The sequence below is a fragment of the Butyrivibrio sp. VCD2006 genome (assembly GCF_000423925.1).
In the GTDB taxonomy this organism is placed as follows: Bacteria; Bacillota; Clostridia; order Lachnospirales; family Lachnospiraceae; genus Butyrivibrio.
Window position 1 is genome coordinate 42,612 of sequence record NZ_AUIX01000038.1, and the last position, 25,253, is coordinate 67,864.

Sequence of the window (25,253 nt, forward strand, 5' to 3'; positions counted from 1 at the left end):
ATTCGGCTATATGACGTGTAGTAGTGGCCTTTAGGATGAACCCAGAATACACGGCATTTTGCGGATTTATGGCTTATGACGTGTAGTAGGGAAATTTAGGATGAGCCTAGAATACACGGCATTTTATGGAATTCAGCCATATGACGTGCCGTACTTCCTTCCGGAATGGCTCAATGATACACGATCTTTTTGGATTTTAGCTTTATGCCGTGTATTATTCTTTGTGCCCACTTTATGGGGTTCATTTTAGCCGGGACTACTTACCTTTATGCTGAATCTATAACTTTCAAGCAGGAAAAATCATCAATTCCATCGCTTTTTCTACTAGAAAATCATCGATTCACATCGCTTTTACTAGCAAATCATTGATTTCAATTTCGTTGACTATTTCACTCGCACATCATCTTGTAAATCTTTGTGCAGTCATCTTCATTAAGTGTCACGAATCCTGAAATTGTGCCGTCTCTTCCATCTCCTCTGCAAAGCACATCAACAAGCTTCGGGATATCCTCTTCCTTTGCCATGTAAATATAACTGTAACCCGATGCTAACAACTTTTTTCAGTTATATCCTCTTAGACTTTGGAATAGGCATTATCATTTTTTGTCGTATCTTAAAATGTCACGGTGTTTCCTGATGGAACATAAACATCCTTTTCACCATATGTAAACCACAATTCCCTTGAAGTAGGGTTCTTGCACGCGGTCATATCTGTATTAAAAATGAGCTCTGAAAAGGCTTTACAATAATCGTATATTTCAATATTTGTGGCGTACCAGATGTCATCTCTCTTTGCCATATACTCGCAAAACTCTTCTATCACTCCCCAGTTATCGAACTGCTCAAATTCGTAGCTGTGGCCCCAAACATAAAACAGCATGGGATCCCACCAATTCTCCGTTTCAACAAATCTTTTTGCCAGATCCATAAGCTGCGGATCTGCATGATGACATGTGGCCGGAAGTCGTAACCAGTCAGTTGGAAGATGGAAGTCGTGCGTTGAATGCACGGTTCTTGCATAGCAGATTCCGCAATTTTTAAGGATTTCTACACTTGCATCATCAAACGCGCCATAAGGATAAGCGAATCCTCTCACAAATGTTTCGAAAGTCTCCTCCAGTTCTTTCCTGTCCTGGAATATCTCTTTAGTAGCGATATTTCCCGGGAGTCCGACAAGAGAAGCATGGGTATAGGCATGTGCCGCTATCTCCCAGCTGCTCTTTTTATATACTTCCCTGGCATGACTTAGCGACATACGCCTGTGTATTGTGTCGGGTTCATATTTAAAGCCCTCTTTTGCAAAAAGGCCACTGTTCAGGTTAAAGGTTCCCTTTATGCCGTTTCTCTCCGCGATTTCAATAAGTCTCTCGTCCTGCTCAACGCCATCGTCATAACTTAAAGTAAGCGCCTTGGGAAGACCTCCCGGGAAACGCATTATCATGTTTGCCATATTTCTTTGTATCTCCTGTGTTATGTTTAAGTTAGTATCTCAGTACTCGACCTCTTCATTCGAGTATGTATTTCTTCATGTTCTTAAAAATGATCTCATAAGCATCGGACCACATATGGATTCCGTCTATTGAAAACTCTTCCTTGGTCTGTCCGCTCTCATTGGTAAGGCCTTCGTTTACATCTATGAAAAAATAGCCAAACTCGGCAGCGAGCTCTTTTACGGCCGCATTGGCCTTTTCAAGTCTCTCAAGCCTTAACTCTGCTGCTCTCTTAGCACCTTCCCAGGGCTGGTTTTCCGCGACGCTTACGTTAACAGGGTAATATGCCATCAGATATACCCTGGCTTCAGGGAGTCTTTCTTTAACCTGCGACAGCACCTTTCTATAGTCCTTTATCAGCATTTCAAGAGTTTCATCCTCTCGGCTGATATCATTTGTGCCGATATTGATGAAAATCTTTGAGGGATCAAGGGCAAATATCTGCTCGTCCATAGCATCAAGCATCTCAGGAATTGTATAACCACCAATACCTCGGTTATAGATGACAGCGTTAACGCCATCGGTAATGGCAATCTCATTAATCGGAAACTGCTCCATAAGGGATGAACCTGTAAAAAGAATCTGTCCCTTCTTAACATATTTATTGAGATGTCTGTACCTCTCAAGCTTATCCATCTTTTCTTTTTGGAAAAACTCAAAAATTATATCCTCCGGTTTCATATTGCTCATATAATTATCCTCCATTCCTTTTTAACTTCTTAATTGATTATTTCTATTTAGACTTCTGCAATGTAATCCTTGGCCCACTCATCCTAATTGCTTATTTCTCCTTAGATTCCTGCAGTATGTTCCTTAGCCCACTTTTCCAATATCTGTAGCAGCTCATCAAATGACGCTGCGGTATAGTCTATAGCATACTCATTCATCGCCGTTTCAACATCTCCCTCCGGCATAAACCACATCGAAGCCATGCCGGCATTTTTAGCTCCAAGCATATCTGAAGAAAGTGAGTCCCCTATAACAATGCAGGATTCCTTTGGCTCCATAATTTTATCAAGGACCATGTCAAAATACTCAACTGAAGGCTTGTTCACGCCCATGTCCTCGCTAACGAATAAACCGTCTAAATATTTGTCCATGCCGGTGGATTCAATCCTTCCCCTGGCGTTTATGGTAACGCCGTTAGTGATCACATATATTCTTGCATCCTTGATTTGCGCCTTCAATTTTTCCAAAAATTCCAGCGCCCCATCAAGAAGCACGCCGTTTTCCGACATAGTCCTTATGAAATCGCTGTTGAGCTTAAGGGGATCCAAGCCTGTTGAATCGCCTTCGCACTTTTCAAATATATAGTTGAACCTCATTGTAAAGAGCTCAGTCCGCGTAATATGGCCCTTTTCCAGCTCCATCCAAAGTGATTTGTTATATGCCTTGAAAAGCTTATAAATATCCTCTGAATAGGATAAGCCATTTTCCTGAAGCACTTTTCCAAGGGCTATGTACTCTGATGCATGAAAATCAAGTAAAGTCTGATCTAAGTCAAAAAGGAAATTGTTATGCATTTGTACTCCATCTTAAAAGACGCTGATTCTGCAAATGCAGTTTCAGCGTCTTTTGCATTTATAAGTTTTACTTTCTCAGAAGTTCCTTTGAAAAATCGATATAATCCAGGCAAGTATTGCACTTAGGTGCATAATCTATCAGAAGTCTCTTATTTTCCTGGGCCTCTTTGGTCTTAACACATTCCCTTATGACGGTCTTAAAGAGCTTTGTTCCCATCTGCTTAGCTGTCTTCTCGATGTCCTCTCTGGTATCGCGCTCAAGATTGGATCTGCCTGCGTATCTCACGAGAAGAAGTCCCGCGATTGAAAGATCCTTATTTTGTCTGCGTTTTACAGCCATAATGGTGTCATAAAGCTGGGAAATACCCTGAAGTGCGTATGCGTCTGCGGTAACGGGAATGATCACCTTGTCTGCTGCGATAAGGCAGTTGTATAGAATGATATTCAAGGATGGCGCAGTATCGATCACGACATATTTATAGCCCTCAAGTCCTTCAAGCGCATCCTTGAGTCTGTAAAAGCCTTCGACATCCCCATCAAGCATTTTTTCCGCTTTAACAAGAAGCGGATCGGACGCTACAATATCGCCGTTTTCAGTGTGCTGGATAGCTTCGGAAATTGGCAGCTTTTCTGAGTCGATCATTACATCATAAAGTGTTGCTGCGTCGTCGATCTTAGCATCATAGGTGCTTGAGCTGTTCCCCTGCGGATCCGCATCTATTAAAAGTGTTTTAGCCTTCTGTCCAAGAATTCCTGCAAGATTGGTTGCTGTAGTGCTCTTGCCGATTCCTCCCTTTTGATTAGCTACAACGAATACAGTTGCCATTTTTTTCCTCCCCCATTAAAATTCTACGCTGCCATTTATTTTCTCATTAACAACATAGAATACCTTATGCTCCTCAGGCTTTACATAAACATCAACCTTTTCAATATCTGAATCGGCTACGCCTTTTGACAAAAGATCCTCTTTAATGCAATTCAGAAGGTCATTCGTTCTGCGCTCTTTATCGCCAAACTGAATCACAACATTCTTTTGGGCAGTAGCAAAACCGCCAATGATTTCATTTGCTCTTTCAACACTACTTTTTCTAGCCATCATGTCCTCCCTCAAAAACATTATTTTCTGTCTATTTTAGCACTCAGATTGCTTGAAAAAAAGCTTTCATTCAAATACTTTCTTAACAGGAAAGATTTTATTTTACCAGTGGTACTATCAGTGTATTATAATTAGTAAAGGTCCCATATAAAATGAAGCCAGATAGAGATATTAAGGAGGCTTCATATGGAACAGAACAGCATTACATATAAAAACATTTTTAGTGACAGCAACTACAGGAATCTTCTACTCTCAGAGATGATCGACCGCTTTGGTGATTCAGTGGATGCTCTGGCATTTACATGGCTTGTGTATCAGATAACCGGAAGCGCCATGTGGTCTGCGATTGTGTTTGCACTTAACATGCTTCCAAATGTAATAGTGCAGCCCTTTGCCGGAGCCATAGTTGAGAGACAGGACAAAAAGAAGGTAATAATCCTCACATACATACTAAGAGCTATAGTGATCTCGCTATTCGCAGTTTTGTATGTGCTTGGGCGCGTAAATGCACCGGTAATGGCGGTTTTAACGCTCCTTATCACAACAATTGAATCCTTCAGTCTTCCTGCGAACTCCGCCTTCACCGCGCAGGTTATCCGGAAAGAACATCTGACCTGTGGACTTAGTCTTTCAAAAATGCTGACAAGTGCAGCGACCATGATAGGTACAGGAATCGCCGGTGTGATCATTGCCGCGTGGGGCGCCGTTCCTGCCATGCTCATTGATATATCTACTTTTATCATTGCTGCGATGTTTATTTTGTTGATGAAAAATGAAAAGGCCTCGGATGCCAGGGTCACAGATGAAATTGAAGTAGGTATGTTTTCAGAGGAAGCTGAAGCAAAGGACAACTATGAGGAAACCGAATCAAGAGACAATTCCTCCGAAAAATTCATTGCTCTATTTACAGACGGAATAAGATATGTAGCAAAAACTCCGATCGTCAGGAATTTCTGCATACTGTGCGTTGCCCTAAACTTCATGTTGGTTCCGATAAATGCTCTTCAGGCGCCTATGGCTGAAGAAATCTTCAGGATGGGCGGAGAACTCCTTAGCTTTGGCGGCATATTTGCTTCGCTTGGAGGAATCGCAGGAGCTGCTCTTCTACCGGCGCTTTCGAAAAAGCTCTCACCTTTACAGGTAGTCTGTCGCGGAACAAGTGTCCTGGGTATGGGACTTATGGGAATTGCCATGGGAAGTATAGTAAGCGGTAAAGCCATCCTATGCTACATTGTTGTCAGCGCATGCTTTTTTGGCATGACACTTGCAGCTACGCTTATTGGAGGCATCATAGGAATTCAATTTATGAAATCGGTCGACAGCGAATATATGGCGAGGGCATCCGCAGTATTCAATGCATTTTCAACGGCGGCGATGCCGATAGGATCACTTCTCGTCAGCGTTCTGGTGTCACGTATAGCAACGGACAGGCTTATGCTATTCGGATCAATATTTGCCGGAATTGTTTTAGCTGTAACGCTGATCTCACGACCGGTTCTGGAGAAAAGAGAGGAAATAACTCATGCAGCTTAATTTAAGTGAAAACATAAAGAAATATCGCAAAGAAATGGGACTTACTCAGGAGGAGCTTGCTGAAGCCTTCGGAATTACGGTAGGTGCGGTGTCAAAATGGGAAAGCAGAAGCACTATCCCCGACATAATGACTCTTGTGGAATTGGCCGATTTTTTCAATATATCTGTCGATGTCCTGCTCGGTTGCAGCATTTCCTCGAAAAGCATAGACGACATAACCAAAAAGATAAATACGCTTCTCAAGGAAAATAAGTATGATGAGGCGATCTCCGAAACGGACAAGGCGCTGGTCAGATATCCCGCGAACTTTAATATCATCATTGAAGGCGCCAAAACCTACAACGTAGTCACTGCTGCGTGCGGATATAAAAAGTACCTGAATAAGACAATCGAACTGTATGAATCAGCACTTCGCCTGATATCTCAAAACACGAATCCTGACATTGATGAGTTTTCAATAAGATTATGCATAGCTGAATTAAAGAGCCAGAATGACCCTAAAGAGGCTCTCGAGGAATTCAAAAAAATCAACTACATGGGAATTGCAGACATAAATATCGCAAAGATTCTGATGGAGACAGGCAGCTATGATGAGGGCATGGACAGATTCACAAGAGTCCTGGTGTCTATCCTCATAAAAAGCCTGCAGTATTCAAGCAGTGTAGCTATCGCCCTTGTTAAGACAGGTAAAAAGGCCAACCTCATGGAGGCCCGTGATATCGTGGACTGGTGCATCAAGCTTTATAAAGCAACAGCTGACAAAAATGTGAGCTATCTCACAAAGATGATTGCTGTTTTACTTGTTCTGAAGGGTATGATTTTTTCATGCCTCAGAGATTATGAAAACATGCGTCTGTGCATAGATGACGCCTACAAGCTTGCACTTAAGTTTGATAAATCCCCTGCCAACGGCATTGCCGGAAAAATCAGATTCTGGCATGCTGCAGATGATTACAAGCCCCTTATATACGATGAACTCGGTTCCGGGGCAGTTCAGAGTATAGACTCTTTATTCACGCAGGCTCCGCATCCCATCAGCCCTATGCCTGATAAGATTATTAAGATGATGGAACCTGCTGAAAAATACTGGAATGAGGTGAAAAAATGATCAGAGACCTGGCTTCCATTCATTTTTCAGAAGTCTGTATTCGATGCGTGTTTTCATACGACCATCGTGCCATTCGTAATCGATATGCTCCGCTTCTTTTATCAGGCCGTTCTTTTGCATGACGCGCTCGGAGCGGGAGTTTTCTTTAAGGCATCCGGTTGTAATCCTGTACACGTTGTTATCAGTAAATGCAAATTCCAAAACCTTCTGTAGCGCCTCAGAAGTATATCCATTTCCCCAGAATTTTGGGTAAGTGAAGTACCCCAAATGAACAATTTTTCCTACAGGTGTATCGTCAACTAGTGTATAGCCTATGCTTCCCACCTGCTCATGAGTATCTTTTAATTCCATGTTAAGAAAATAAAATTGCCGATGATCACTCTTCATGTCAGCAAGCACATCCTCGAACTCAGCCTTGGCCGACTCGCGATCATCGAGCTTGATGTCCTGCATATAGTACATAGTTTCATCATCGGTTTTCAATTTGTAATATGCTTCAAAGTCAGATTCCACATAGTCTCTAAGGCATAATCTTTCTGTTTCAAGCTTAATCATTGATGTCTCCCGGGTAAAATAGTTTGGATTTTCAAGTATTATATCCGCTATTGAATAGGCAGGCAAATTTCACTCTGTTATATCCGAATCCCCTTCACGCATATCTGCCTACTGCTCCAAGTGCGCCTCCAAGCGCCACTAAAACAAAACTCATTTTTCATTTCCTCTTATGTTTTTATTTCTTCAATAGTGTTAGAAGTTCTGATAAATCAGCAATGGTATAATCCTGCCAGCAATCAGTGCCGGCGCCCTCCCTGTCGACAAAGGCCGTCTTCATGCCTGCTGTCTTGGGGCCAATGATATCATCATTTCCTGTGTCGCCTACAAACAAAAATTCCTCCGGCAAGAAATCATTATCCGCTACAATTCTCTCATAGAAGCGGAGTTCAGGTTTATAGCATCGTTGATTTTCTGAAGTATAGATTTTACCTACAGAAACATTATTCTTTTTCATTACGCTTTCAAGGACATCATCATCTGTATTCGAGCCAATAAAGACCTTGTAGTGATTTTTTAACTCATCAAGCACACTTGTGACCTCCGGAAAAGCTATACGGTTTGAAGCCTCTGATAAGAGCTCGTCTGCGTCTGCTCTGGCGTCCCTATCCACGCTATATCTGTCATAAAGCATCTGATTTCTGGCAGTAAATATCTCCCGTTCAGTCATAAACGTATCATAGCCCACAGTATGGGCAACATAAAAAGGTTTCCACTCTTTCAGGAATGCCTCTTCATCGACCTCTATTCCAAGATCTGTTATATACTTCATAATTGTTCTGGCGGAACCTCCCCTTGTGAATTTAAAGAGAGTTCCAAATGCATCAAATACTATTGCTTTTATTGGTCCCATTTTCATCCTTTGTTCCATCATAGCTTTCGTGAAAGCATATTACTTCTCATAATTCGGCCTGGGATATTGTATATTTTGATATTTTCATGGTTTTGTAGCAATCATAATATCTATACAGTGTTTATGCGGTACACCACCGCTATTGCAATCATATATGACCTCATTCATTTGAGATATTACCCAATCGTGATAATAAGTGAAAATCTCTCCTGATTTCCAGGAGTATCTATAAGACTTTTTCTTTTTATCGCTCACCTCAATAAAAGGCTTATCAACAAATACCTTAATTGCATTTAGGCCATTTTCATTGGTGTGCTCTTTTAAATGGTCAATGATGCCCTCTCTTAAGTCCGGCTTCATATAGTCAAATACACCACTGCTGAAAATGATGTCATAGTTATCCTGAAGTCTGTAGTCATTTAAGTCTGCTTGGAAAAAATCCACATGTACTCCGGCTTTTTCAGATAACCGTTTTCCTTTTTCGATACCATCAGCTGATAGATCAAATGCTGTCACCTGGTAACCATTTTTGGCAAAAAATACTGCATCTTTTCCTTCGCCACATCCAATATCAAGTACCTTCAATGGCTTAGTTGGAGCTTTAAGTTTCATGATCTCATAGCAGGTTTCATTAGGCTGCAATCCCCAGAAGTACTCTTCTTCTTTGTACCTGTCATCATAATAACCATGGGTTTTAAATTCATATCCAAGCAGCGCATCAACGGAAGTATGCAATATATCTGCAATCTGTGGCAATAAATATACTTCCGGACAACTGGATTCATTTTCCCATTTTGAAACAGCCTGATAACTCACATGAAGCTTATCAGCTAACCCCTGTTGCGTTAACCCCAGTTCTTTTCTTTTTGTAACGATTACATTCCCTATATTCATAAGTCTTTTTCCTCCATGAATATATTCTAAGCATACGATTATGCGATTCCTATAACTTGCTTGCTTAGTTTCGCTTGCAAATTCTACCAGTAGTTGAGTTAAAAAATAGTCCTAAGGACGGGGATAGTGGGTCATAATGAAAATGAACCGCAAACCCAAGTTTCTGGGGCTATTGAAAAATGAACCGCAAACCTCGTCCCTTGGGGGCCGTCACAAAAATGGAATATACGCTGCAATTACTGCGACAATCAGTGCCGGGAGCATATTTGCAACTCTTACTTTTTTGCCCCAAACAAGATTTACGCCTACGCAAAAGATCAGCACTGATCCGATAAGTGATAGATTGGAAATCGCCGCATCGGTCATTATCGGAGATACAAGCTTTGCCAGAAGGGTTATCGTTCCTTCCAAAATGAACACGGGAATTACAGAAAATGCGCAACCTTTTCCCATAGATGCCGTCATTATGGCAACGATGATGAAGTCCAGAACCGCCTTGACTGCAAGCGTGGAATAATCACCGCTAATTCCATCCTGAATTGCTCCTACAATCGCCATTGCGCCGATACAAACCGTAAGTGAAGCAGTCACAAATGCATTTACAAATTCAGCATCCTTGCCATTACCGGATTTTATCTTAAGCCATTCCCCAAATCGCTCAAAAGCAGCCTCTATTCCTACAAGCTCTCCTATGATGGTTCCAACGGCAAGGCTGATAACTATCAGCATCGACCCGCTTCCGACAAGAGCATTATTCTCTATCTTCATCATTTCTTCAATGGCTCCGGATATCGCTATGAAAAGCGTACTTATTCCGCATACCTTGCACAGTGCATCCTGCTGTTCCTGTGAAAATAGCTTCCCTGTGATATTGCCCAATAGCCCTGCAATGATGATAGCTATACTATTTATTATCGTCCCCAACATACCTTTTCTCCTTGAATGTGTGTTTTATCAGGAATTCTTGACTGTTTGTTTTATTAGGGATCCTTGAATCATTGATATTTATGGCAATGATTTTAGGAATGTAACTTCAGGAATGTATCTTGTCCTCGCAACTGCTATGATATCTCGGTTTGTTGTGAAAAACAATGTATGCCTTGTTTCAGGGCGTTTTGGGTTTTGGGGAATTTTTGGTTAATCTTGATATAATTCTATTTGAAACTTGGGAAGGTTAGTAACGTGGGAAGTCCAGTAACTGGAGAAGACATGCAACAAGGGAAGGCTCGTAACTAGAGAAGACATGCAACGAGAGAAGGCTTGTAACTATAGAAAACTTGTAACTAGAGAAGGCTTGTTCGCGCCAACCAGTGCTTCAAACCATAAGACTCTTCCCGCAGGTGTTTATCTGCCTGCTCTTTTGGGCAGATATGTGGATCGCAGCAGGTAGTTTAAACGTAATTGACATGCTATAATTTTTGTTTTCTAAAATGACAGCAGTTGAATTCGGCATAGGTCGCATGCCTTGATTTCTAATTTTCAAATTAGTAGCAGGCGAATTCGACTTAAAATGACTGCTACAATTCTCGTTTACTCTAATAATAGCAGACGAGATACATCAAGATTGTCTGCCTTAATTCACATTTTTCTAAATAACAGCATGTGAACAGGATCTAAATCACATGCCGAAAATCCACATCTCCCCAATAGTAGCAGACTAGAAATCTCTCAAAACTAAACTATTTGAACAAATCTGCAACAAGATTTCTTTTTTAGGCTAGTTTGTTGCCAACAGAGACGATTGGACCGATTTCAGGTTTCTCTTAGAAGCGCTGTTGGCAACAAACCAGTGTGTGTTATGTGGAATTGTTGCCATTAAGAGTTTCAAGTTTATTACGATGGCAACAAACTAAGAAAGCTTTTCTTGAATTATTGCTTCTCAAACAACAAAAGCATCACAAAGCGACTTGCTTGTTGCCATTCTATTTTTTGAAGTAAAAAATTCAGTGCCTACAACAAAAAAACAGCAACAAAATGTTTGCTCACAAACAAATTTGTTGCCGTCTCAATTATTTGACCCCTTTTTATCTGTTCCCTTTACCTGACTCTGTTTGGTCACCCGAAAAGTTAGTCTTATTTGAAAAATTGCTCACCCGAGGGAGTTGAGTGTTATATGTAGAATTGCTCACCCGAGGAAGTTTAGTGTTATATGGAGAATTGCTCACTCGAGGGAATTTAGTGTTATATGGAGAATTGCTCACTCGAGGGAATTTAGTACTCTATCGAAAATGCTCACCAGAAAGAGTTCAGTGCTATGGAGAAAATGCTCACCAGAAAGTGAAAAGGCAATAACACTGCCCATCACTCCTCTTCCGGCTCTTTCTTGCACTGTGCCTTATTCACAAGTGCTTCCTTCAAGTTTGCAATAAGTGCCTGTTTATCTGTATTTTGCTTAAGTGTCTTATTCTTCTCAGATGTAAACTTCTTAATACTTGTCAGGATACGTTTCTGGTTAAATGACAGCCCGCCGGCGTGAATCTCTGAAATTCTCTTTCTTGTGGCGAGGATGCGGGCTTCCATGGTTTCCTTTTCCATGTTCACCTTGGTTTCGATGGAGGTCACTTCTGCGCGGATGCGCTCGCTAACAGCACTTTGAGCAGCGGTGATCTTCTCATAATTCTGCTGCGCCTGTATGTTGAATTCCTCGTGCATGGATTCAACATCCTTAAGAAGAGCGGAAAGGCTCGCTTCTGTGAGGGCAAAATCTGCGCCAAACAGCATCGCCAGCACAATTCCGGATATTTCATAAACTATCGCGGGTATTACTTCATGTATATTATTTATGTTTGGGATAAGAAATTTCACGACCAGAATTCCTGCGAGCCCAAAGGCAATGCTGACAGGCACGCAGATTCTTCCCTGAATGTTTAGGGGCACGTTGCTGTAATCCCACCAGCGCGCATGGAATCTTTTTTCCAAGACCCATGAAGTGCCAAATTCCGCAACTGCGCTGCCAATGCAGCATATGATGAAAATAGCCCAAATGGGGAAGTCCGGTTCAGAAAGTACGGGTATATTATTGAACACAAAGGAAGCGACAACTACGCAGGAACCATATATCGGGCATATAGGACCAAACAAAAATCCTCTGTCAGCCCACTTTTTTTCCTTCGCGGTGCAATATATGGACTCCCATACCCATCCGAGAAAACTATAGAAAATGAATTCGACAAAATATTGAGTTATGAGCATATGACCTCCGTCTCTTTTTCCGGTTCACGTTTGATCACGATGATATAAGTCTCTATAAGTATCTTATCATATAAGTATTGATTGAAAAAATGCATAAAATTGGACTATAATATCAAAAAATCAGGAGGAGTATAGCAATGACAGATACAATTACATTAACCATAGGAAAACAAAAGAATATAGCGCTTATTGCCCATGATGGCAAAAAGGCTGAGCTTATACAGTGGTGCAAGGATAATGCAGAAACACTTAAGAATCATTTCCTTTGCGGAACAGGAACAACAGCCCGCATGATCACTGATGCAACAAACCTTCCGGTAAGAGGCTACAATTCAGGTCCCCTCGGTGGTGATCAGCAGATTGGCGCAAAAATTGTTGAGGGCAAGATCGACTTTGTAATTTTCTTTTCAGATCCCCTCACAGCAGCACCTCATGACCCTGATGTTAAGGCTCTTATGAGAATTGCGCAGGTTTATGACATTCCCTTCGCAAACAACAAGGCCACAGCAGATTTCCTGCTCCACTCTTCTTATATGGATGAAGAGTACAACCACGAAATCATCAATTTCAAGCAGAATATCGCTAATAGAGCGGAGACATTACCGACTGAGATTAATTGAGGATAAAAATAAAACCTCAGGGCATCAATTGTCCTGGGGTATTTTTTTAATTGCCCGGAGGTTTTTTACAAAGCTAGTCTTTTCCATTCATTTGTTGCCGTTTCATTTATTTGAACCTTATTAGACCTTTTTTTACATCTTTAGTCCTTCATCAAGCAGCCGCCTATACTCATCAAAACTTATAGGGATGCCGCCCATGCTTTTGAGGTGCTCGGTTTCAAACTGGCAGTCGATCATGACATAGCCATTCTCTTCGAGGACTTTTGAAAAGAGGATTAGAGCCACTTTGGAACCGTTTGGCAAATCGGAAAACATGCTCTCGCCAAAGAAACAGCGGCCAAGGCTGACGCCGTAGAGCCCGCCTGCGAGCTCGCCGTCAATGAAGGCTTCCACGCTTATGGCAAATCCGTTGTCGGCAAGTCTTTTGTAGGCTTCTTCCATGTCATCGTCTATCCAGGTGCCCTCTTCGTTTTCGCGCTTCAGTCTGCATCTGTGCATGGTATCTGAAAAGTCCCTGTTAATCCTAATGAAAACCTCATGCTTTTTGAAGAACTTCCTCATGGAATGAGAAATGTGAATATCGCCCGGTTTTATGATGAAGCGATCCTTTGGTGCCCACCATAATATAGGGTCACCCTCGCTGTACCAGGGAAAGATTCCGTTGCTGTACGCAAGGAGAAGACGCTTAAGGCTGAGGTCTCCGCCAATAGCGAGAAGACCGTCATCATCAGCCAGGGTAGGATCCGGAAATATTATTTCGTTTCTATTTAATCGATAAACCGCCATAATTATTAGCCATAAAAATTAAGAAAAAGGGGCAAAACTAATTTTGCCCCATACATTGTGTTAAGAAAATTTCCAATCGCTTTACGAGAATATCCCAATCGTCTTAACCACGCCATTCTCTATAGTAAACTGAAGTCCCAGCATGGATTCCATGAGCTGGCTGATATAGTCCTTAAACTCATCTCTGCTCATATGGATGTTATCCTCATCTCCGCCTCCGGATACGTATTCTGTGGATGAATCAGTAGTAATGAGGTAGGTGGCAGATCCGAGATGCTTAAAGTTGATGTCGTCCTCTTTAAGTGCGATGCTACCGTCAATTAATAAGCCCTCATCGATGAATTCAACACTGTTTACATATTCCTCAGAAAATGTAGTATCTGTTGAAAGAGATGTGTAGTATGAACCATCAGGCAGGGTGGTAACATCTGCAGGATCGTAGTCTTTTGTAATAATCACTCCGCCTTTATCAGATGCTACGTCTACATTCACAGAGTCTGTGACGGCATCGCCCATCTGCTCATTATATTCAGCTTCCGGATTTGTATATACATAGCGACCCTTGAAACCGCCATCAAGCTCTATCATATTTCTCTTGTATGTCTCTGCGCGTACTGCCTTCACAGTGCCACCTGTTGTCTCGAAGACAAACAGATCATAGCAGTCGTCAGGCTCAGACAGGATAACATATACAAATTCCGTGCCATCAGCTTTATGGACAATATAATAATCCGAATAATTTACAGTTACATTGCAGGGTTTTTCAATTGTTGCATAACTGTCCGGAAGAATAAGTGTAATCGCCTTTGCAGGTATATATCCGTCCTTATATTCGCCGGCTGCGGTATATGTTATGATCAGCTCATCCTTGATATCTCTGTCTAAGAAATCCACGTCATCATGGATAAATGCAATCCTAGGAATGATATATCCCTTGCTTGTGTCCGGAGTGAATTTCTCATCAATAACTCCTTCATACTCGTCATAACCAATGACTACATCTGAATCGCCATAGTTATATGAGGTTATCTCATAGGGATTGAATATAAAATGCATACCGTCAGCTGCAAGGTACCAGTTGTAGGGAAACTCTGCATGCTCATAGTCGTCCGTATCGGAAGACGTCGGATTAAACTTGTAGTGAGCAAGAGTGTCCTCAATCCCCTTAAACTCGGTAGCATCCACTTCTATTGCATGCAGCTCTTCTGCAAGAATCTTGTTGAGCTCCTCTTCCGAGCACTTTACAACATCATCTGTATTAAGCTCTTTGCCGGTCGCGGTATCATAGGTGCAACCATGTCTTGTGTAAAGATTGTGGAATCCGCCGTAAAATTCATCAATATCGGCTATTGTGCTAAGAACCGTGTTATCCGCGCGGATTACTTTCATCTCTTCGTTGTAGTAAAACGGATCATAAAAAGAGTAGCCGCTGTCAAGTGCCTTTTCATAATCACTCGTTGACTGAGCAATCAGATCGCTTTCAGCTTTTTCATCTTCGGCAATCTTCTTTTTGGCATTGCTGCTTATAGTCGCATACAGCTCCGGATAAACGCTTGCAGCCTCCTCATTCATCGTAAGGACAGCGTATTTACCCTCTATGATCTCACCCTTTGTGAAGTCATTTTCAGGGTTTGCAAGAGTCTTATCTCCGCTATAGTCTTCCCTGAATGTCTTGTAAACAGTTAGGAACATCCCACCCATGAAAACAGGACTTTCCTCTTCCTCTGCCTCAGCCTCGGTTTCTTCGGCCTCCTCTGAACTCTCTTCACCTGCGTCGTCCTGCGCCTCATCCTGAGCTTCTTCTGCGGGAGCCTCGGTCACCTCTTCCTTAGGTGCCTCTTCTATTTCTCCGTAGTCAATATTTCCCTCAACTTTACTGCCACAGCCGTAGGCAGCCAGCATTGCAGCTAAAATTACACCTGTTATAATTTCTTTTCTTTTCATAATCCCCTATATTTCCTTTTCCATTTTTCCTCATAATATCATTTGTTTAAGATTTTTCCAATGTTCTCATGAAAATCAATAAATTACTTAGGACAGATCATGAATTCCAGGGCATCGCTGATTTTATTATGGAACTTTTCACAAGTTAATGCGAAAGGGATATAATCTATGAAAAGAATACTTTGTGATTGAAGACATCGCTAACCGGTATATATGACTTTTACAGTATCTGTTGATGGTAAATGAGGGGTGGACCATGAGGAAAGGATTACTTGTTGCAGTATGTATTACTGTGGTGGCAGTAACGATAGTTGCAGGTTTTCTGTCAGTAAGAAAAATGAATAACCGTGAGGCCTTTTCAGATGAAAGGGCATACCGAAATTCTGTAGACCTTGACCTTAGATATGATGATTTTGAGGAGGCTATAGCAAAAGATCCGACGATTTCCGGTAATTATCAGGAGCTTCGGGATGCCGCCTCAGAGGCCTACAAAATACTCAATAATGAACGCGCAGCTCATAACCTTGAGCCTATGATGTGGGACTACGCTCTTGAAATCTGTGCACAGACAAGAGCTGAAGAGATAACATATGTTTTTGAATCCGGTCATACGCGACCCAATGGAACGGCCTGGTATACGGTTAATCCAAGGGTTTTGCTTGGCGAGAACATATATAAAGGGAAAAAATCCGCTGATAAAGTAATGGCTTCGTGGCTTTCTAATGAGGCCGATAAAGAGAATTTCCTAAGTAATGATTTTACCAAAACTGCCATCTGTGTATTTAGTAATGACAAAGGTGAATACTACTGGGTCGCAGCATTTGGAACAGAGCTTACAGACATAACATTTGTAAATGATGTGCAGCCCGGAGAAGTATGGATCCTTAAAGATATAGAAAGCAACCGCCATACATCTGTCTGGGGAACTGCGATGATTGACGCAGAGGAACCGGGGACGGAATATCATCCGGGTATACCAAAATCTTCTGACGGAAAATATCTTTTCAGAATGATAGACAAGGACGGAATCTATTACGATGCAGATATTCCAGAGCTCCAAAACGGCTGGAAGGTTAAGATATACACTGATGATACAGATGTGTATTTGGACATCTATGATGAAAACGGTGAACTCATGCATAAATGCGAAGTGTTTAACGCAGCGTTATAGGAACAACCTGTAAAAGTTGTGGTATTATTACGAGCAAATGATAGAGGGAATTTGGGGGAACAGGTATGGAAAACAATAATTTTAATGACTGGGGATTTTCGGGAAACAGCAATCCAAACAACTGGAACTATGATCCGGTTACCGGACAACCTTTAAACAGGAACGGCTCAAACCCGTATCAGAACAACGGGCCAATGCCTGAGCATGTCTACAAGGATATGATAAAGCAGCAAAAGAAAATGTACGACAATAACAGCAAGGAATGCAAATATCTTTGCTTCGCTTCTCTTGCATGCTGGCTTGTATCTAATTTCTTTTTCTTTTTCGAGAACCAGATCCAGAGCTGTTTAAAAATGGGATGATTAGTCAATATAATCCTTCACATTAAAAGATTCGTCGGTCAACTGCTCTTCTTCTGTTATTCCGGGGACAAATTCCTTACAGTATGTTTTTCCGGACAATCTGTCTATGTAATAACGGAGCTGGGCACCTGTATAAGATCTGTATAATACGACAATATCAGCGTCATTGCTTGAATCAATATTCCAGTAGACATTGTAATCTCCGGAATTTACGATTCTTTCTAAATCAGGGTTGTTTTCAAGGCAATACTTTTTGATAGCTGCTACTGCCTGATCATCAGTAATGCCTACTTCCTTTCCGGCTAATTTATCAAGAAAAGTGGCATAGTCCATATTTCCTGAAATAACCTCAGTTTCATAGCTATCATAAAGGTCAACTATCGCCTTGATTTCTTCCTCGGTCATTTTTTTATCGGTTTCGTTATAATACTCTATGGAACCAACAAATTCATCAGAGACTTGGAGTTCATCATCTGAAGGAGATCCATCTCCATCAAGATCATTGAAGTTATAACATTTAGTCCAATAATCGGTTTCAATTTCCCCAACGTCACGTTTTGACATATAGGTATTGTAGTAGATAGCGCCTGCATAATCGGCATTCCCGTTATAAAAGATGCCTTTTTTTGGCGCATAGGAGTATCCGGCATTTCCTCCGGCTCCATAAGCCCATTCGTTTATGAGATAATGAGCTTTGCCGTCTTCGAATGCAACAAGAGAAACCCAATATCCCGGATAGCCAACAACAAATTCCGGGATGTCGTCGTCATCTGCATAAATCAGGTCATATTGGATTTTCTCATCTCTTATGTTATAAATATGGGCCAAATGAGTGTACAGTTCCTGATAGCTGCTGTATTGTCCTGCCTTGTTATCACCAAGAAATGCCTGCTTAAGTCCTGCTATGGTGAATTCACAGCCCATTTCTGACATATCCGCTTCACTCAGCTCTATAAAGTCTTCAAATGGAAATGCTTCTGAAAAAGACACATAAAGCTTGGCATATTTTCCGAAATCCGAGTCGCCGATAATAGCTATATCATCCATTCCATCACCATTAAAGTCAAAGAAGCCCACAGCTATTATTTTCTTCAGGTGAGTATACTCGTCTTCAGAATAAATTGACGTATAAAGATCCGTAACAAACTTGCCATCTTTAACAATAGTAATCTCTGCTTCATCGGGATTAGCGGAATAAGTGACAAAATGTATCGGAGAGTCATACTGTGAAAGCGCTATATCAAAAGTCTGCTCTTCATCGCGGTAGTCATCCCACTGAATGTCATTTGATTCCATGACCATTGTATCCGCAGCTTTAGTAAATTTGAGAACTCTATCAGCCATTCTGCCATAGTGCTTACCGGCATTATTTCCTTCTAATTCCTCGGAATTCACTCTGAATCGCAGCTCATAATGATCGCCGGTCTTTTCACCGGACACACATGTATATTGAGTCGGAGCTGAAGTCCAATGTATTTTATAATAGGAATCATGTTTGTCCACATAATCCCATGAAAGAATGTTGCCTGCTACACTGCTTAATCCTGTGTGCTCTTCAATATAATTTGCAAGGTCACTCTTTCTTATAACGAAAAGATCCCCATACAATTTTTTCTCGCCCATAGATTCCAGATAGTCGTTGATCTCATCCTCCGACACATCCTGCACTAATAATCCTGCACCGAATTCCAGGACAGAGTTCCAGTTTATCTCGTCAGGCGAATTGTATGCTTCCTTTAGAAATCCGTTGTACTCTTCTGCGTTAAAAAGGTCTGTAAACTCCTGAAGTTCAGACTCGGTCAGTTCAACTTTGGGTTCCTGTTCGTTGGCGTCAGTCGAATCAGCTGCAGACTCCTGGCCATTGGCTTCAGTCAGATCAGCAGTAGTTTCCTGGTCGTTGGCGTCACTCTCCTGCTCTTCGGCCTGGGAAGTCTCAGCTTCTGACTGTTCCTGTGCAATTTCCTCCTGAGCCTGATTTGTGTTTGTGTTATTTTCGACAGACGAGTCCTTGCCACCACATGCGGATAAGGACATCAGCATTCCGGACAGAATTATTGTTTTTATTACATGATTACAAGACCTTTTTAAGAGGCTTGTATAGGATTTGTTTTTCATATTAACCCCCATTGCAAAAGCATTCTCTCATATTATACGTTTCAGAATTAGCTTATAGGCTCTAAATATTCTATGGTTTTGCCGTGCGATTTTGCATATTCAATCTCTGACTTCGTACTGTCACCAATATAGCCGCCGACATTAATTACGAAAATTCCATCTGCCATATCGATCTTGCGTTTATGCATATCATCCAGCATTTCCTTGGTTTTGGTGAGCGTTCCCTCGTCCATGTTTTCCCATACTTCCTGGTCTCCTGAATGACCAAAAAGACCGACACTTATTACTATATTGCCCGCCAGTGTCAGCTTTTTCTGAACTTCCATGAATTCATTTTTAAAACGTGTGCTTCCGCATAGTGTAATTACCGGGTATTTACCTGTCATTAACGGGTTCCTTCCTCTCTTTTCGCATTCGTATGATAGTCACGATGTTGGCAACTATTGTCGCAGCATCCGAAGCTGCTCCGGTATATGATCCGAGAATAAAATGGTAAAAAAGCCACGGAATAAACGTAATCATCACAAGCAGCTTGAACCTGATCGGATCCTTTACATCCATGAAAATGATATAGACTATGCACACCGCAGCAGGGATCATTCCGAGAATTCCCTGATCATTGAGAAGTACGGTCATAACAATGGATGCGATTATAAAAAACAGCTTCCAGGGGAGATTTAGCTTCTCCTTATAACATATGTAATTTCTTACACAGGACAACACATTACTTACGGCACCTGTCACTCCGCCAAGAAGTAACATAGCCACACCCTGCATCAGCAGCTGCACTATCTGCAGTATTAGTATTCTTGATTTTTTCTTAACCGCGCCGGTTCCGATCTGTATCAGCGCAGCAAAAAAATCTATTATGTTAGCGGCGATCTGCATTAGTTATTTGGCCTCCAATCAAAACTTTTATTTCCTTTTTGGGTTTGGTACATGTTTGGGAAGAATACTTTTCCTTCCAAATGATCAATGAAAAAAGTATAGCACAGGGTTATAAGATTATCATAGCAATATCAATTGCTTGTGAAGCATTCATGTTTGATACAGAAGAAACAATCAGATCCTGTGCTGATCCATTGTCTAAAGCCCTTGATACAGATGTGATGGCAGCTTCTTGCTATGATTCTGATTATCTTAGGCTTGCATTACTCAATGTCAACGATAAAACAGATGGCTGGATAAATGTGGGAAAGAGCTATGATCCTTTGATCAGAAGGATTTGGATTCATGTTCGTGGGTGATTTTGTTGAATATGATGAAATAACCTTTGAACATGTTTACTTATGTTTGCCAGGTAAAAAGACCAAATACATCGATATTGATTTAAAAAAGGTCAACTTAGAGAATGGCTCAGGTAGCTGTAAGACTATCCAAAGTTGTTCATGGGCAAGGATATGGGACGGAGAGCTTATCTGCCATTACAAGATTTTGTTTTGAAAATACAGAACTAAAACGATTGTGGACTGAAGTTGATGTAAGAAATTCTGCCTCATGCAGGGTTCTGGAAAAATGCGGTTATGTAAAAGAAGGTATGATCAGACAAGGAAGAATGGTAAATACCTGGTGCGATTATTATATCTACGGCATTCTTAGTTCGGATTATAGGCCACTGTGAATAGTGACGGAAGTCGCATTTATCATAAAGCTTTACTGTTCCAACTCCATTTCCGCCATTCCATTAAAACATAAAAACCCCACAGTCATTGGACTGTGGGAAATGCTCAACAATATTATCTTATCCCTTGATCAGATTGGGATCGTTCAAAGCATCTTCAATGATCTTTGCCAGAATCTTGGTATAGCCTTTTCCTAATGCTCTGGCTTTTCTAGCGGCATTGGGCGAAAGTCTCAAAGTTACATTCTCTTTGCGATTACTCTCACGTTCATGCTGTATACGTTCTGACATTCTGCTGAATTTTGCAAGTTCTTCCTTTGTAAGAAGCGGATTATCCTCATCATAGGAGTAAGGAGTATTTTCAGCTTCCTTAAGCATTGTGAGCTGTTCATTTGTAAGATTTGAATTAACATTGATTGTCTTTTTAATAGTAGCCATAATACTCTTCCCTCTCTTCCTTCTCAGCTTTTCTGGCGGATATCATCCTAATTACTCTGTCGTTATGCCTCATTGTGTATGAAACAACAATGACCAACAAATGCCCGTTAATTGCACCAATAACCTTGTAACGATCTTCATCTTCGCTGTGTTTACCATCATATTTCTCAATGCGGCATTCATCAGCAAATACATGGGCTGCGGTCGAAAAGTCAATCTTGTGGATATGTATATTCCGTTTTTCTTTATTGTCGTCCCATTCAAATTCTAACTTATTCATACTATTATTGTAATATTTGCAATACGAAATTGCAATGCAATAATGTATTGCATTTTTGCAATATAATTAATGGATACATCTTGAAAATCACTCCGAAGTCACTGCCAGGAAATGGCAAAATAGTGTAAAGGGTCAATCATTTAACAGTTTTAGCTTAAACCGACAAAACATAGATAAATTCGAAAGCATAGTTGATACTTTCATATATCGTACTGTCAGTATAAATCTGTTAGATAATTCATTACTTAGAGGTATAAAACCATGCAGCAGCAATTATGCGATAAATTGATGCATTCTATCCATTCTGAAATTGAAAAATCTAGTACCAGAGAATCAGACCATAACATTGACCAACTCAGACAAATTCTCACTGAGTTGGAAGCAATGTCAACAACAGACAATGCCTTGATTTCATACCCAAGAATTATAATTGACTCTTGGGATCATAATGATAATCTTGGCGCCGAGCTACTTGAATTAGCAGATCTTTATGAGAAAAAAAGACCACGAAGCATTTCAGAATTGCTCTTAATTTCTTCCACTACATTCAATATTTCCCGCGCAGTTTGAACAATCCGAAAATTTCGGATAGTTGACTCCTTTGTTAACTCCCCATATATCTCCTAGCCTTTATCCTATTGCTAGATTCAGCCCTGAGAACAGATCGCTCATTGAGAAAGTAAGGGTTTCTGTTTCTGAATCATCATGCGCTGCTTCATAATATGGATTCAGCTTAAATTCTTTTTCTGTCCGTATCTTCGAAAATAGAAGTGCTGTATTGCAAGCATCCACAAGGCCATCATGTGCCTGACCTTCAGTAATGATATCTGTCGCTATAAGAGCTTCTTCCAGGGAATAACATTTCTTGGTTTCAAGGTTCCCACCAAATTCTTCCTGGCAGTCAATCCACACATCATAAATATCTTCCAAATCCGGGAATACAAGATTCTTTTCAATAGTTTCAGTAAATAGCTGCTTTCTGTCGCTGAAACTCCAGGATACAGGCACCGCATCTGCAGGAAGCCATCTGAAAAAGTTGCCGAGTACTGTTTGAATATCAGATGCATCCTTGACGTCATCGTTGCTGATGCCTGTAAGCTTCTGGATGAACGGATCTATCTGTCCGTAAGCAGGCTTTACAAAGCTTGAAAACTTATCTTCAATCTCATATTCACTGTTAAGGAGCACTGCCCCTATCTGAATTATCTCCTGCTTTACATTAAAAGCTTTTCTTCTGCTGTCGGGGACTTTGCAAAATTCTAAATCTATTACTACATATCTGCTCATTTACATGCCTCCTTCCAATAAAACTGGCTCAGAGCACGATTAGCTGTTTCATCTTGATCATTTCAAAAAATTAAGCAGTGCACCATTTGCAACCAATTGTCCAATTGCATTCGCAAGCTGGGCCCTTTGCTTATTACCTTCCTCAAGCTGTTTGTTGATTTTCCTCAGCTCTTGCAATATCTGTTCATCTGAGTGGCCGGCGGCCTGAATATTCCTTAACTGGAGGCCACATTCCGGGCAAAACGATTCAGTTCCAGTAAGTTCACAACCACAATTATTACACTTCATAAAGATCACCTACTTTCCCAAAACAAATTGGATACGCATGACTACTATCAAAAACTACCATCCTTATGGCATATGTCATAGTATTCGCAAGTGCAGCAAAAATGCTTACAAAATCTATTATGCCCTTTGAGACATTTTTGAACCCAATACAAAAATCGCTTCATAGTCATAACCTCATCTAACAACCAATGGCATGTAAAGCATCAAAAATACAATTAACATCACAGGAACAACTAAGTTTATAACCCCAAATGCTTTAATCATAGTTTTTTCACCTCCCCGCCTTTACAAAACCGGTAACAACAAGTCTCTGTTATTTCTGACAATACCATTGTCCCACCTGACGTGTACCATAAAAAGTACAGCTCTCGGAAGCTAGTTACTATTCACACTTTCCCAGATATGGTGTCCTTCACATAAAGAGATTTTGATCATTTCAAAATGCCAAGAAAGCCAGAAAAAATCTGACTTTTTGGACATTTTTTATTGCAATAAATATCTTTATGTGTTATACTATACACATAAAGATAAAGGAGGCAAACTATGGGAATTGTATATCAGACTGACAAAAGATCCGGAATCACATATGCCTATGAAAATCAATCATTCTGGGATCCGGAACTCAAGCGATCCAAATCCAAAAGAAAGCTGATAGGCCGTGTTGACCCTGAAACAAAAGAGATTATCCCTACCGATGGCAGATGCAAAAAGCGCAGTCCTTCCTATGAAGCAGGAAGTGATGATTACGAAATGCCAAAGACCATGAAAGGTCTCAAGGACGAAGTCAGAAGACTATTAAAAGAGAATCAGGAACTGCGAGAGCAATTAGAAAAATATAAATCAAAATGATTGTTGAGGTTATCGGGGATGGACTTAAAAGAAGCTTATGAAGTTATAAAAAAGGAATGGCACGCTGCCGAGCGAAAGGTAAAAAAGCTTGAAAAAGAGCTGGAAAAGCTCAGAAAAGAAGGTGCTTCAGACTCTCGCGTGCAAAAGCTTCTCAGCCAGATCCAAGGCCTCAACAAAAAGATTTCACAATACAAATCCCTCGCTGATCGTTATCAGGAGCTTTATGAAAAAGAGCGCGCCAAAGTCAAGGAACTGGAGAATGATAAGTTCAGCCTTGAACTTGAGAATCAGCATTTAAGGGACAAGTTGGAATTCCTGGAAGAAGCTTCTTCCGAAGAAATCACAGCTTCAAAAGAAGCAGAAGCCCAGATAGCGGCACTTAAGGATGAAGTTGCAAGACTTACAGCAAGACTCAATAATAACGGAACCAATACTGGCACTCCTACATCCAAGACCGCAATCGATCAGAAAAAAGTTATCCCAAACTCTAGAGAAAAATCAGGTCTTCCTAAAGGTGGGCAAACCGGTCATGAGAAGCACGAAATGCCCCAGTTTTCTGATGAAGAAATCACTGACACCATCCCTCATGAGCTTACTGAATGTCCCAAATGCGGCAGCCATAACCTTGAAGAAATTGAAGAATCTTACAAGGATGAGTTCGATTATGAAGTAAAGGTCATCAAGCGCAGACACAGGTTTGTCATCTATAAATGTCTTGACTGTGGTGCAACAGTCAAAGCTCCTCTCGGTTCTCTTAAGGCTGCAAACCAGTATGGCAAGGTAATCCAGGCAATGGCACTATCGCTCATGGATCTTGGCTTTGTAAGCATTAACCGCACAAGAAAAATACTGACAGGATTTTCTCCTGAACCGCTTACCCTCAGCGAAGGGTATCTTGCAAAACTTCAAAAGCGTTACTCAAAAAAGCTCCATGCTTTTATCGCAGACTTGAAAAATATAATCATAGGACTGCCTCTTATCTACTGGGATGACACTGTAGTCTTTGTAAATACAGCAAGAGCTTGTATGAGGTTTTATGGAAATGAACGTATAGCCCTGTATACTGCACATCTACATAAAGACCTTGAAGGAATCCTTGAAGATAACATCCTTCCTGTGCTAAGTTCCGGAACAAAAGTCATGCATGATCATAACACCATCAATTATCATGAAGGCTTTGTCTTCAGAAATGTAGAATGCAATCAACATCTGGAAAGGGATCTGCAGAAGCTGTTCGACTCATCAAGCCAC

Annotated in this window: 31 protein-coding genes; 11 read left to right on the forward strand and 20 right to left on the reverse strand. The window is 40.9% G+C overall.

Annotated elements, in window-relative coordinates:
* Positions 1 to 389: 389 nt before the first annotated feature.
* From G586_RS27240 to G586_RS0113515, 6 genes are all read right to left on the reverse strand, one after another.
* On the reverse strand, positions 390 to 524 hold the full coding sequence (locus tag G586_RS27240) for a hypothetical protein (protein WP_255346260.1): 135 nt from the start codon (positions 522 to 524) through the stop codon (positions 390 to 392).
* An 89-nt stretch (positions 525 to 613) separates the two neighbouring features.
* Positions 614 to 1,450 carry a polysaccharide deacetylase family protein gene (locus G586_RS0113495; protein ID WP_026528186.1) on the reverse strand — a complete coding sequence of 279 codons (837 nt, stop codon included), beginning with the start codon at positions 1,448 to 1,450 and terminating at the stop codon, positions 614 to 616.
* A gap of 55 nt (positions 1,451 to 1,505) precedes the next feature.
* Positions 1,506 to 2,180 carry a GDSL-type esterase/lipase family protein gene (locus tag G586_RS0113500; protein WP_242832023.1) on the reverse strand — a complete coding sequence of 225 codons (675 nt, stop codon included), beginning with the start codon at positions 2,178 to 2,180 and terminating at the stop codon, positions 1,506 to 1,508.
* A gap of 101 nt (positions 2,181 to 2,281) precedes the next feature.
* Positions 2,282 to 3,013 carry a YjjG family noncanonical pyrimidine nucleotidase gene (locus tag G586_RS0113505; protein ID WP_026528188.1) on the reverse strand — a complete coding sequence of 244 codons (732 nt, stop codon included), beginning with the start codon at positions 3,011 to 3,013 and terminating at the stop codon, positions 2,282 to 2,284.
* Between the two features lie 67 nt (positions 3,014 to 3,080).
* Entirely contained in the window at positions 3,081 to 3,839 is a 759-nt protein-coding gene (locus G586_RS0113510; protein WP_026528189.1) for a ParA family protein, read from the reverse strand.
* A gap of 15 nt (positions 3,840 to 3,854) precedes the next feature.
* Complete coding sequence (locus tag G586_RS0113515; RefSeq protein WP_026528190.1) at positions 3,855 to 4,109, reverse strand: DUF6465 family protein; 255 nt, start codon at positions 4,107 to 4,109, stop codon at positions 3,855 to 3,857.
* Positions 4,110 to 4,295: 186 nt separating this feature from the next.
* Here G586_RS0113515 and G586_RS0113520 point away from each other — a divergent pair, with 186 nt between their 5' ends.
* Both G586_RS0113520 and G586_RS25075 read left to right on the forward strand, forming a co-directional pair.
* Positions 4,296 to 5,642 (forward strand): MFS transporter, encoded by a 1,347-nt coding sequence (locus G586_RS0113520; RefSeq protein ID WP_026528191.1) that lies wholly within the window; start codon positions 4,296 to 4,298, stop codon positions 5,640 to 5,642.
* The gene (locus tag G586_RS25075; protein WP_051204802.1) at positions 5,632 to 6,750 is read left to right on the forward strand and encodes a helix-turn-helix domain-containing protein; all 1,119 of its coding nucleotides are present in this window, start codon (positions 5,632 to 5,634) and stop codon (positions 6,748 to 6,750) included. The genes G586_RS0113520 and G586_RS25075 overlap by 11 nt, the downstream gene beginning before the upstream one ends.
* On the opposite strand, the gene G586_RS0113530 is transcribed toward G586_RS25075, so the two are convergent.
* The 4 genes from G586_RS0113530 to G586_RS0113545 form a co-directional block, all read right to left on the reverse strand.
* The gene (locus G586_RS0113530; protein ID WP_051204803.1) at positions 6,751 to 7,305 is read right to left on the reverse strand and encodes a GNAT family N-acetyltransferase; all 555 of its coding nucleotides are present in this window, start codon (positions 7,303 to 7,305) and stop codon (positions 6,751 to 6,753) included. It abuts the gene before it with no gap.
* Positions 7,306 to 7,480: 175 nt separating this feature from the next.
* Positions 7,481 to 8,176, reverse strand: coding sequence for an HAD family hydrolase (locus G586_RS0113535; protein ID WP_026528193.1), 696 nt, complete (start codon positions 8,174 to 8,176; stop codon positions 7,481 to 7,483).
* A 63-nt stretch (positions 8,177 to 8,239) separates the two neighbouring features.
* On the reverse strand, positions 8,240 to 9,049 hold the full coding sequence (locus G586_RS0113540) for a methyltransferase domain-containing protein (protein WP_026528194.1): 810 nt from the start codon (positions 9,047 to 9,049) through the stop codon (positions 8,240 to 8,242).
* 210 nt (positions 9,050 to 9,259) lie between these two features.
* A complete protein-coding gene (locus tag G586_RS0113545; protein WP_026528195.1) occupies positions 9,260 to 9,976 on the reverse strand; it encodes a DUF554 domain-containing protein in 717 nt (238 codons plus the stop codon).
* A 316-nt stretch (positions 9,977 to 10,292) separates the two neighbouring features.
* On the opposite strand from G586_RS0113545, the gene G586_RS26195 reads away from it, so the two are divergent.
* On the forward strand, positions 10,293 to 10,439 hold the full coding sequence (locus G586_RS26195; RefSeq protein ID WP_155834174.1) for a hypothetical protein: 147 nt from the start codon (positions 10,293 to 10,295) through the stop codon (positions 10,437 to 10,439).
* A gap of 911 nt (positions 10,440 to 11,350) precedes the next feature.
* On the opposite strand, the gene G586_RS23130 is transcribed toward G586_RS26195, so the two are convergent.
* A complete protein-coding gene (locus G586_RS23130; protein ID WP_051204804.1) occupies positions 11,351 to 12,241 on the reverse strand; it encodes a putative ABC transporter permease in 891 nt (296 codons plus the stop codon).
* Between the two features lie 137 nt (positions 12,242 to 12,378).
* Between G586_RS23130 and G586_RS0113555 the strand changes: the two genes are divergently transcribed.
* Positions 12,379 to 12,861, forward strand: coding sequence for a methylglyoxal synthase (locus tag G586_RS0113555; protein ID WP_026528196.1), 483 nt, complete (start codon positions 12,379 to 12,381; stop codon positions 12,859 to 12,861).
* Between the two features lie 132 nt (positions 12,862 to 12,993).
* On the opposite strand, the gene aat is transcribed toward G586_RS0113555, so the two are convergent.
* A complete protein-coding gene (gene aat, locus G586_RS0113560) occupies positions 12,994 to 13,647 on the reverse strand; it encodes a leucyl/phenylalanyl-tRNA--protein transferase (protein WP_026528197.1) in 654 nt (217 codons plus the stop codon).
* 81 nt (positions 13,648 to 13,728) lie between these two features.
* A complete protein-coding gene (locus tag G586_RS0113565) occupies positions 13,729 to 15,591 on the reverse strand; it encodes an RsiV family protein (RefSeq protein ID WP_026528198.1) in 1,863 nt (620 codons plus the stop codon).
* Between the two features lie 256 nt (positions 15,592 to 15,847).
* On the opposite strand from G586_RS0113565, the gene G586_RS25080 reads away from it, so the two are divergent.
* Positions 15,848 to 16,762, forward strand: coding sequence for a CAP domain-containing protein (locus G586_RS25080; protein ID WP_051204805.1), 915 nt, complete (start codon positions 15,848 to 15,850; stop codon positions 16,760 to 16,762).
* A 65-nt stretch (positions 16,763 to 16,827) separates the two neighbouring features.
* Positions 16,828 to 17,124: a hypothetical protein gene (locus G586_RS0113575; RefSeq protein ID WP_026528199.1), complete on the forward strand. Its 297-nt coding sequence runs from the start codon at positions 16,828 to 16,830 to the stop codon at positions 17,122 to 17,124.
* Here the strand turns inward: G586_RS0113575 and G586_RS0113580 are convergent, their stop codons facing one another.
* Genes G586_RS0113580 through G586_RS0113590 form a run of 3 tightly spaced genes read right to left on the reverse strand, consistent with a single transcriptional unit; the run spans position 17,125 to position 20,127 of the window.
* The gene (locus G586_RS0113580; RefSeq protein ID WP_026528200.1) at positions 17,125 to 19,239 is read right to left on the reverse strand and encodes a hypothetical protein; all 2,115 of its coding nucleotides are present in this window, start codon (positions 19,237 to 19,239) and stop codon (positions 17,125 to 17,127) included. It lies immediately after the preceding gene.
* 47 nt (positions 19,240 to 19,286) lie between these two features.
* Positions 19,287 to 19,625 carry a hypothetical protein gene (locus G586_RS0113585; protein WP_026528201.1) on the reverse strand — a complete coding sequence of 113 codons (339 nt, stop codon included), beginning with the start codon at positions 19,623 to 19,625 and terminating at the stop codon, positions 19,287 to 19,289.
* On the reverse strand, positions 19,615 to 20,127 hold the full coding sequence (locus G586_RS0113590; protein ID WP_026528202.1) for a YgjV family protein: 513 nt from the start codon (positions 20,125 to 20,127) through the stop codon (positions 19,615 to 19,617). The genes G586_RS0113585 and G586_RS0113590 overlap by 11 nt, the downstream gene beginning before the upstream one ends.
* Positions 20,128 to 20,207: 80 nt before the next feature.
* Here G586_RS0113590 and G586_RS0113595 point away from each other — a divergent pair, with 80 nt between their 5' ends.
* Positions 20,208 to 20,486 (forward strand): hypothetical protein, encoded by a 279-nt coding sequence (locus G586_RS0113595; protein WP_026528203.1) that lies wholly within the window; start codon positions 20,208 to 20,210, stop codon positions 20,484 to 20,486.
* 104 nt (positions 20,487 to 20,590) lie between these two features.
* Positions 20,591 to 20,860, forward strand: a complete 270-nt coding sequence (locus tag G586_RS25675) for a GNAT family N-acetyltransferase (RefSeq protein ID WP_081674372.1) — start codon at positions 20,591 to 20,593, stop codon at positions 20,858 to 20,860.
* A gap of 120 nt (positions 20,861 to 20,980) precedes the next feature.
* Here G586_RS25675 and G586_RS0113605 read toward each other — a convergent pair whose 3' ends face one another.
* Positions 20,981 to 21,298, reverse strand: coding sequence for a BrnA antitoxin family protein (locus G586_RS0113605; protein ID WP_026528205.1), 318 nt, complete (start codon positions 21,296 to 21,298; stop codon positions 20,981 to 20,983).
* The gene (locus G586_RS0113610; RefSeq protein ID WP_026528206.1) at positions 21,285 to 21,578 is read right to left on the reverse strand and encodes a BrnT family toxin; all 294 of its coding nucleotides are present in this window, start codon (positions 21,576 to 21,578) and stop codon (positions 21,285 to 21,287) included. Before G586_RS0113610 ends, G586_RS0113605 begins: the two co-directional genes overlap by 14 nt.
* Positions 21,579 to 21,839: 261 nt before the next feature.
* Here G586_RS0113610 and G586_RS0113615 point away from each other — a divergent pair, with 261 nt between their 5' ends.
* Positions 21,840 to 22,148, forward strand: coding sequence for a hypothetical protein (locus tag G586_RS0113615; protein WP_026528207.1), 309 nt, complete (start codon positions 21,840 to 21,842; stop codon positions 22,146 to 22,148).
* Positions 22,149 to 22,208: 60 nt separating this feature from the next.
* Here G586_RS0113615 and G586_RS0113620 read toward each other — a convergent pair whose 3' ends face one another.
* Together G586_RS0113620 and G586_RS0113625 are read right to left on the reverse strand one after the other, a co-directional pair.
* On the reverse strand, positions 22,209 to 22,865 hold the full coding sequence (locus tag G586_RS0113620) for a 3'-5' exonuclease (protein ID WP_026528208.1): 657 nt from the start codon (positions 22,863 to 22,865) through the stop codon (positions 22,209 to 22,211).
* A gap of 57 nt (positions 22,866 to 22,922) precedes the next feature.
* Positions 22,923 to 23,153: a zinc ribbon domain-containing protein gene (locus G586_RS0113625; protein ID WP_026528209.1), complete on the reverse strand. Its 231-nt coding sequence runs from the start codon at positions 23,151 to 23,153 to the stop codon at positions 22,923 to 22,925.
* 543 nt (positions 23,154 to 23,696) lie between these two features.
* Between G586_RS0113625 and G586_RS0113635 the strand changes: the two genes are divergently transcribed.
* Positions 23,697 to 24,002 (forward strand): hypothetical protein, encoded by a 306-nt coding sequence (locus tag G586_RS0113635; RefSeq protein ID WP_022776472.1) that lies wholly within the window; start codon positions 23,697 to 23,699, stop codon positions 24,000 to 24,002.
* Positions 24,003 to 24,020: 18 nt separating this feature from the next.
* On the forward strand, positions 24,021 to 25,253 hold a 1,233-nt coding region (locus tag G586_RS0113640; RefSeq protein WP_026528210.1), incomplete at its 3' end, for a DUF6444 domain-containing protein.

Bases quoted from the DNA above. Each gene is read 5' to 3' on its own strand.
- G586_RS27240 (WP_255346260.1), bottom strand. From the start codon at position 524: ATGGCAAAGGAAGAGGATATCCCGAAGCTTGTTGATGTGCTTTGCAGA.
- G586_RS0113495 (WP_026528186.1), bottom strand. From the start codon at position 1,450: ATGGCAAACATGATAATGCGTTTCCCGGGAGGTCTTCCCAAGGCGCTT.
- G586_RS0113500 (WP_242832023.1), bottom strand. From the start codon at position 2,180: ATGAGCAATATGAAACCGGAGGATATAATTTTTGAGTTTTTCCAAAAA.
- G586_RS0113505 (WP_026528188.1), bottom strand. From the start codon at position 3,013: ATGCATAACAATTTCCTTTTTGACTTAGATCAGACTTTACTTGATTTT.
- G586_RS0113510 (WP_026528189.1), bottom strand. From the start codon at position 3,839: ATGGCAACTGTATTCGTTGTAGCTAATCAAAAGGGAGGAATCGGCAAG.
- G586_RS0113515 (WP_026528190.1), bottom strand. From the start codon at position 4,109: ATGGCTAGAAAAAGTAGTGTTGAAAGAGCAAATGAAATCATTGGCGGT.
- G586_RS0113520 (WP_026528191.1), top strand. From the start codon at position 4,296: ATGGAACAGAACAGCATTACATATAAAAACATTTTTAGTGACAGCAAC.
- G586_RS25075 (WP_051204802.1), top strand. From the start codon at position 5,632: ATGCAGCTTAATTTAAGTGAAAACATAAAGAAATATCGCAAAGAAATG.
- G586_RS0113530 (WP_051204803.1), bottom strand. From the start codon at position 7,305: ATGATTAAGCTTGAAACAGAAAGATTATGCCTTAGAGACTATGTGGAA.
- G586_RS0113535 (WP_026528193.1), bottom strand. From the start codon at position 8,176: ATGATGGAACAAAGGATGAAAATGGGACCAATAAAAGCAATAGTATTT.
- G586_RS0113540 (WP_026528194.1), bottom strand. From the start codon at position 9,049: ATGAATATAGGGAATGTAATCGTTACAAAAAGAAAAGAACTGGGGTTA.
- G586_RS0113545 (WP_026528195.1), bottom strand. From the start codon at position 9,976: ATGTTGGGGACGATAATAAATAGTATAGCTATCATCATTGCAGGGCTA.
- G586_RS26195 (WP_155834174.1), top strand. From the start codon at position 10,293: ATGCAACGAGAGAAGGCTTGTAACTATAGAAAACTTGTAACTAGAGAA.
- G586_RS23130 (WP_051204804.1), bottom strand. From the start codon at position 12,241: ATGCTCATAACTCAATATTTTGTCGAATTCATTTTCTATAGTTTTCTC.
- G586_RS0113555 (WP_026528196.1), top strand. From the start codon at position 12,379: ATGACAGATACAATTACATTAACCATAGGAAAACAAAAGAATATAGCG.
- aat (WP_026528197.1), bottom strand. From the start codon at position 13,647: ATGGCGGTTTATCGATTAAATAGAAACGAAATAATATTTCCGGATCCT.
- G586_RS0113565 (WP_026528198.1), bottom strand. From the start codon at position 15,591: ATGAAAAGAAAAGAAATTATAACAGGTGTAATTTTAGCTGCAATGCTG.
- G586_RS25080 (WP_051204805.1), top strand. From the start codon at position 15,848: ATGAGGAAAGGATTACTTGTTGCAGTATGTATTACTGTGGTGGCAGTA.
- G586_RS0113575 (WP_026528199.1), top strand. From the start codon at position 16,828: ATGGAAAACAATAATTTTAATGACTGGGGATTTTCGGGAAACAGCAAT.
- G586_RS0113580 (WP_026528200.1), bottom strand. From the start codon at position 19,239: ATGAAAAACAAATCCTATACAAGCCTCTTAAAAAGGTCTTGTAATCAT.
- G586_RS0113585 (WP_026528201.1), bottom strand. From the start codon at position 19,625: ATGACAGGTAAATACCCGGTAATTACACTATGCGGAAGCACACGTTTT.
- G586_RS0113590 (WP_026528202.1), bottom strand. From the start codon at position 20,127: ATGCAGATCGCCGCTAACATAATAGATTTTTTTGCTGCGCTGATACAG.
- G586_RS0113595 (WP_026528203.1), top strand. From the start codon at position 20,208: ATGATCAATGAAAAAAGTATAGCACAGGGTTATAAGATTATCATAGCA.
- G586_RS25675 (WP_081674372.1), top strand. From the start codon at position 20,591: ATGGCTCAGGTAGCTGTAAGACTATCCAAAGTTGTTCATGGGCAAGGA.
- G586_RS0113605 (WP_026528205.1), bottom strand. From the start codon at position 21,298: ATGGCTACTATTAAAAAGACAATCAATGTTAATTCAAATCTTACAAAT.
- G586_RS0113610 (WP_026528206.1), bottom strand. From the start codon at position 21,578: ATGAATAAGTTAGAATTTGAATGGGACGACAATAAAGAAAAACGGAAT.
- G586_RS0113615 (WP_026528207.1), top strand. From the start codon at position 21,840: ATGCAGCAGCAATTATGCGATAAATTGATGCATTCTATCCATTCTGAA.
- G586_RS0113620 (WP_026528208.1), bottom strand. From the start codon at position 22,865: ATGAGCAGATATGTAGTAATAGATTTAGAATTTTGCAAAGTCCCCGAC.
- G586_RS0113625 (WP_026528209.1), bottom strand. From the start codon at position 23,153: ATGAAGTGTAATAATTGTGGTTGTGAACTTACTGGAACTGAATCGTTT.
- G586_RS0113635 (WP_022776472.1), top strand. From the start codon at position 23,697: ATGGGAATTGTATATCAGACTGACAAAAGATCCGGAATCACATATGCC.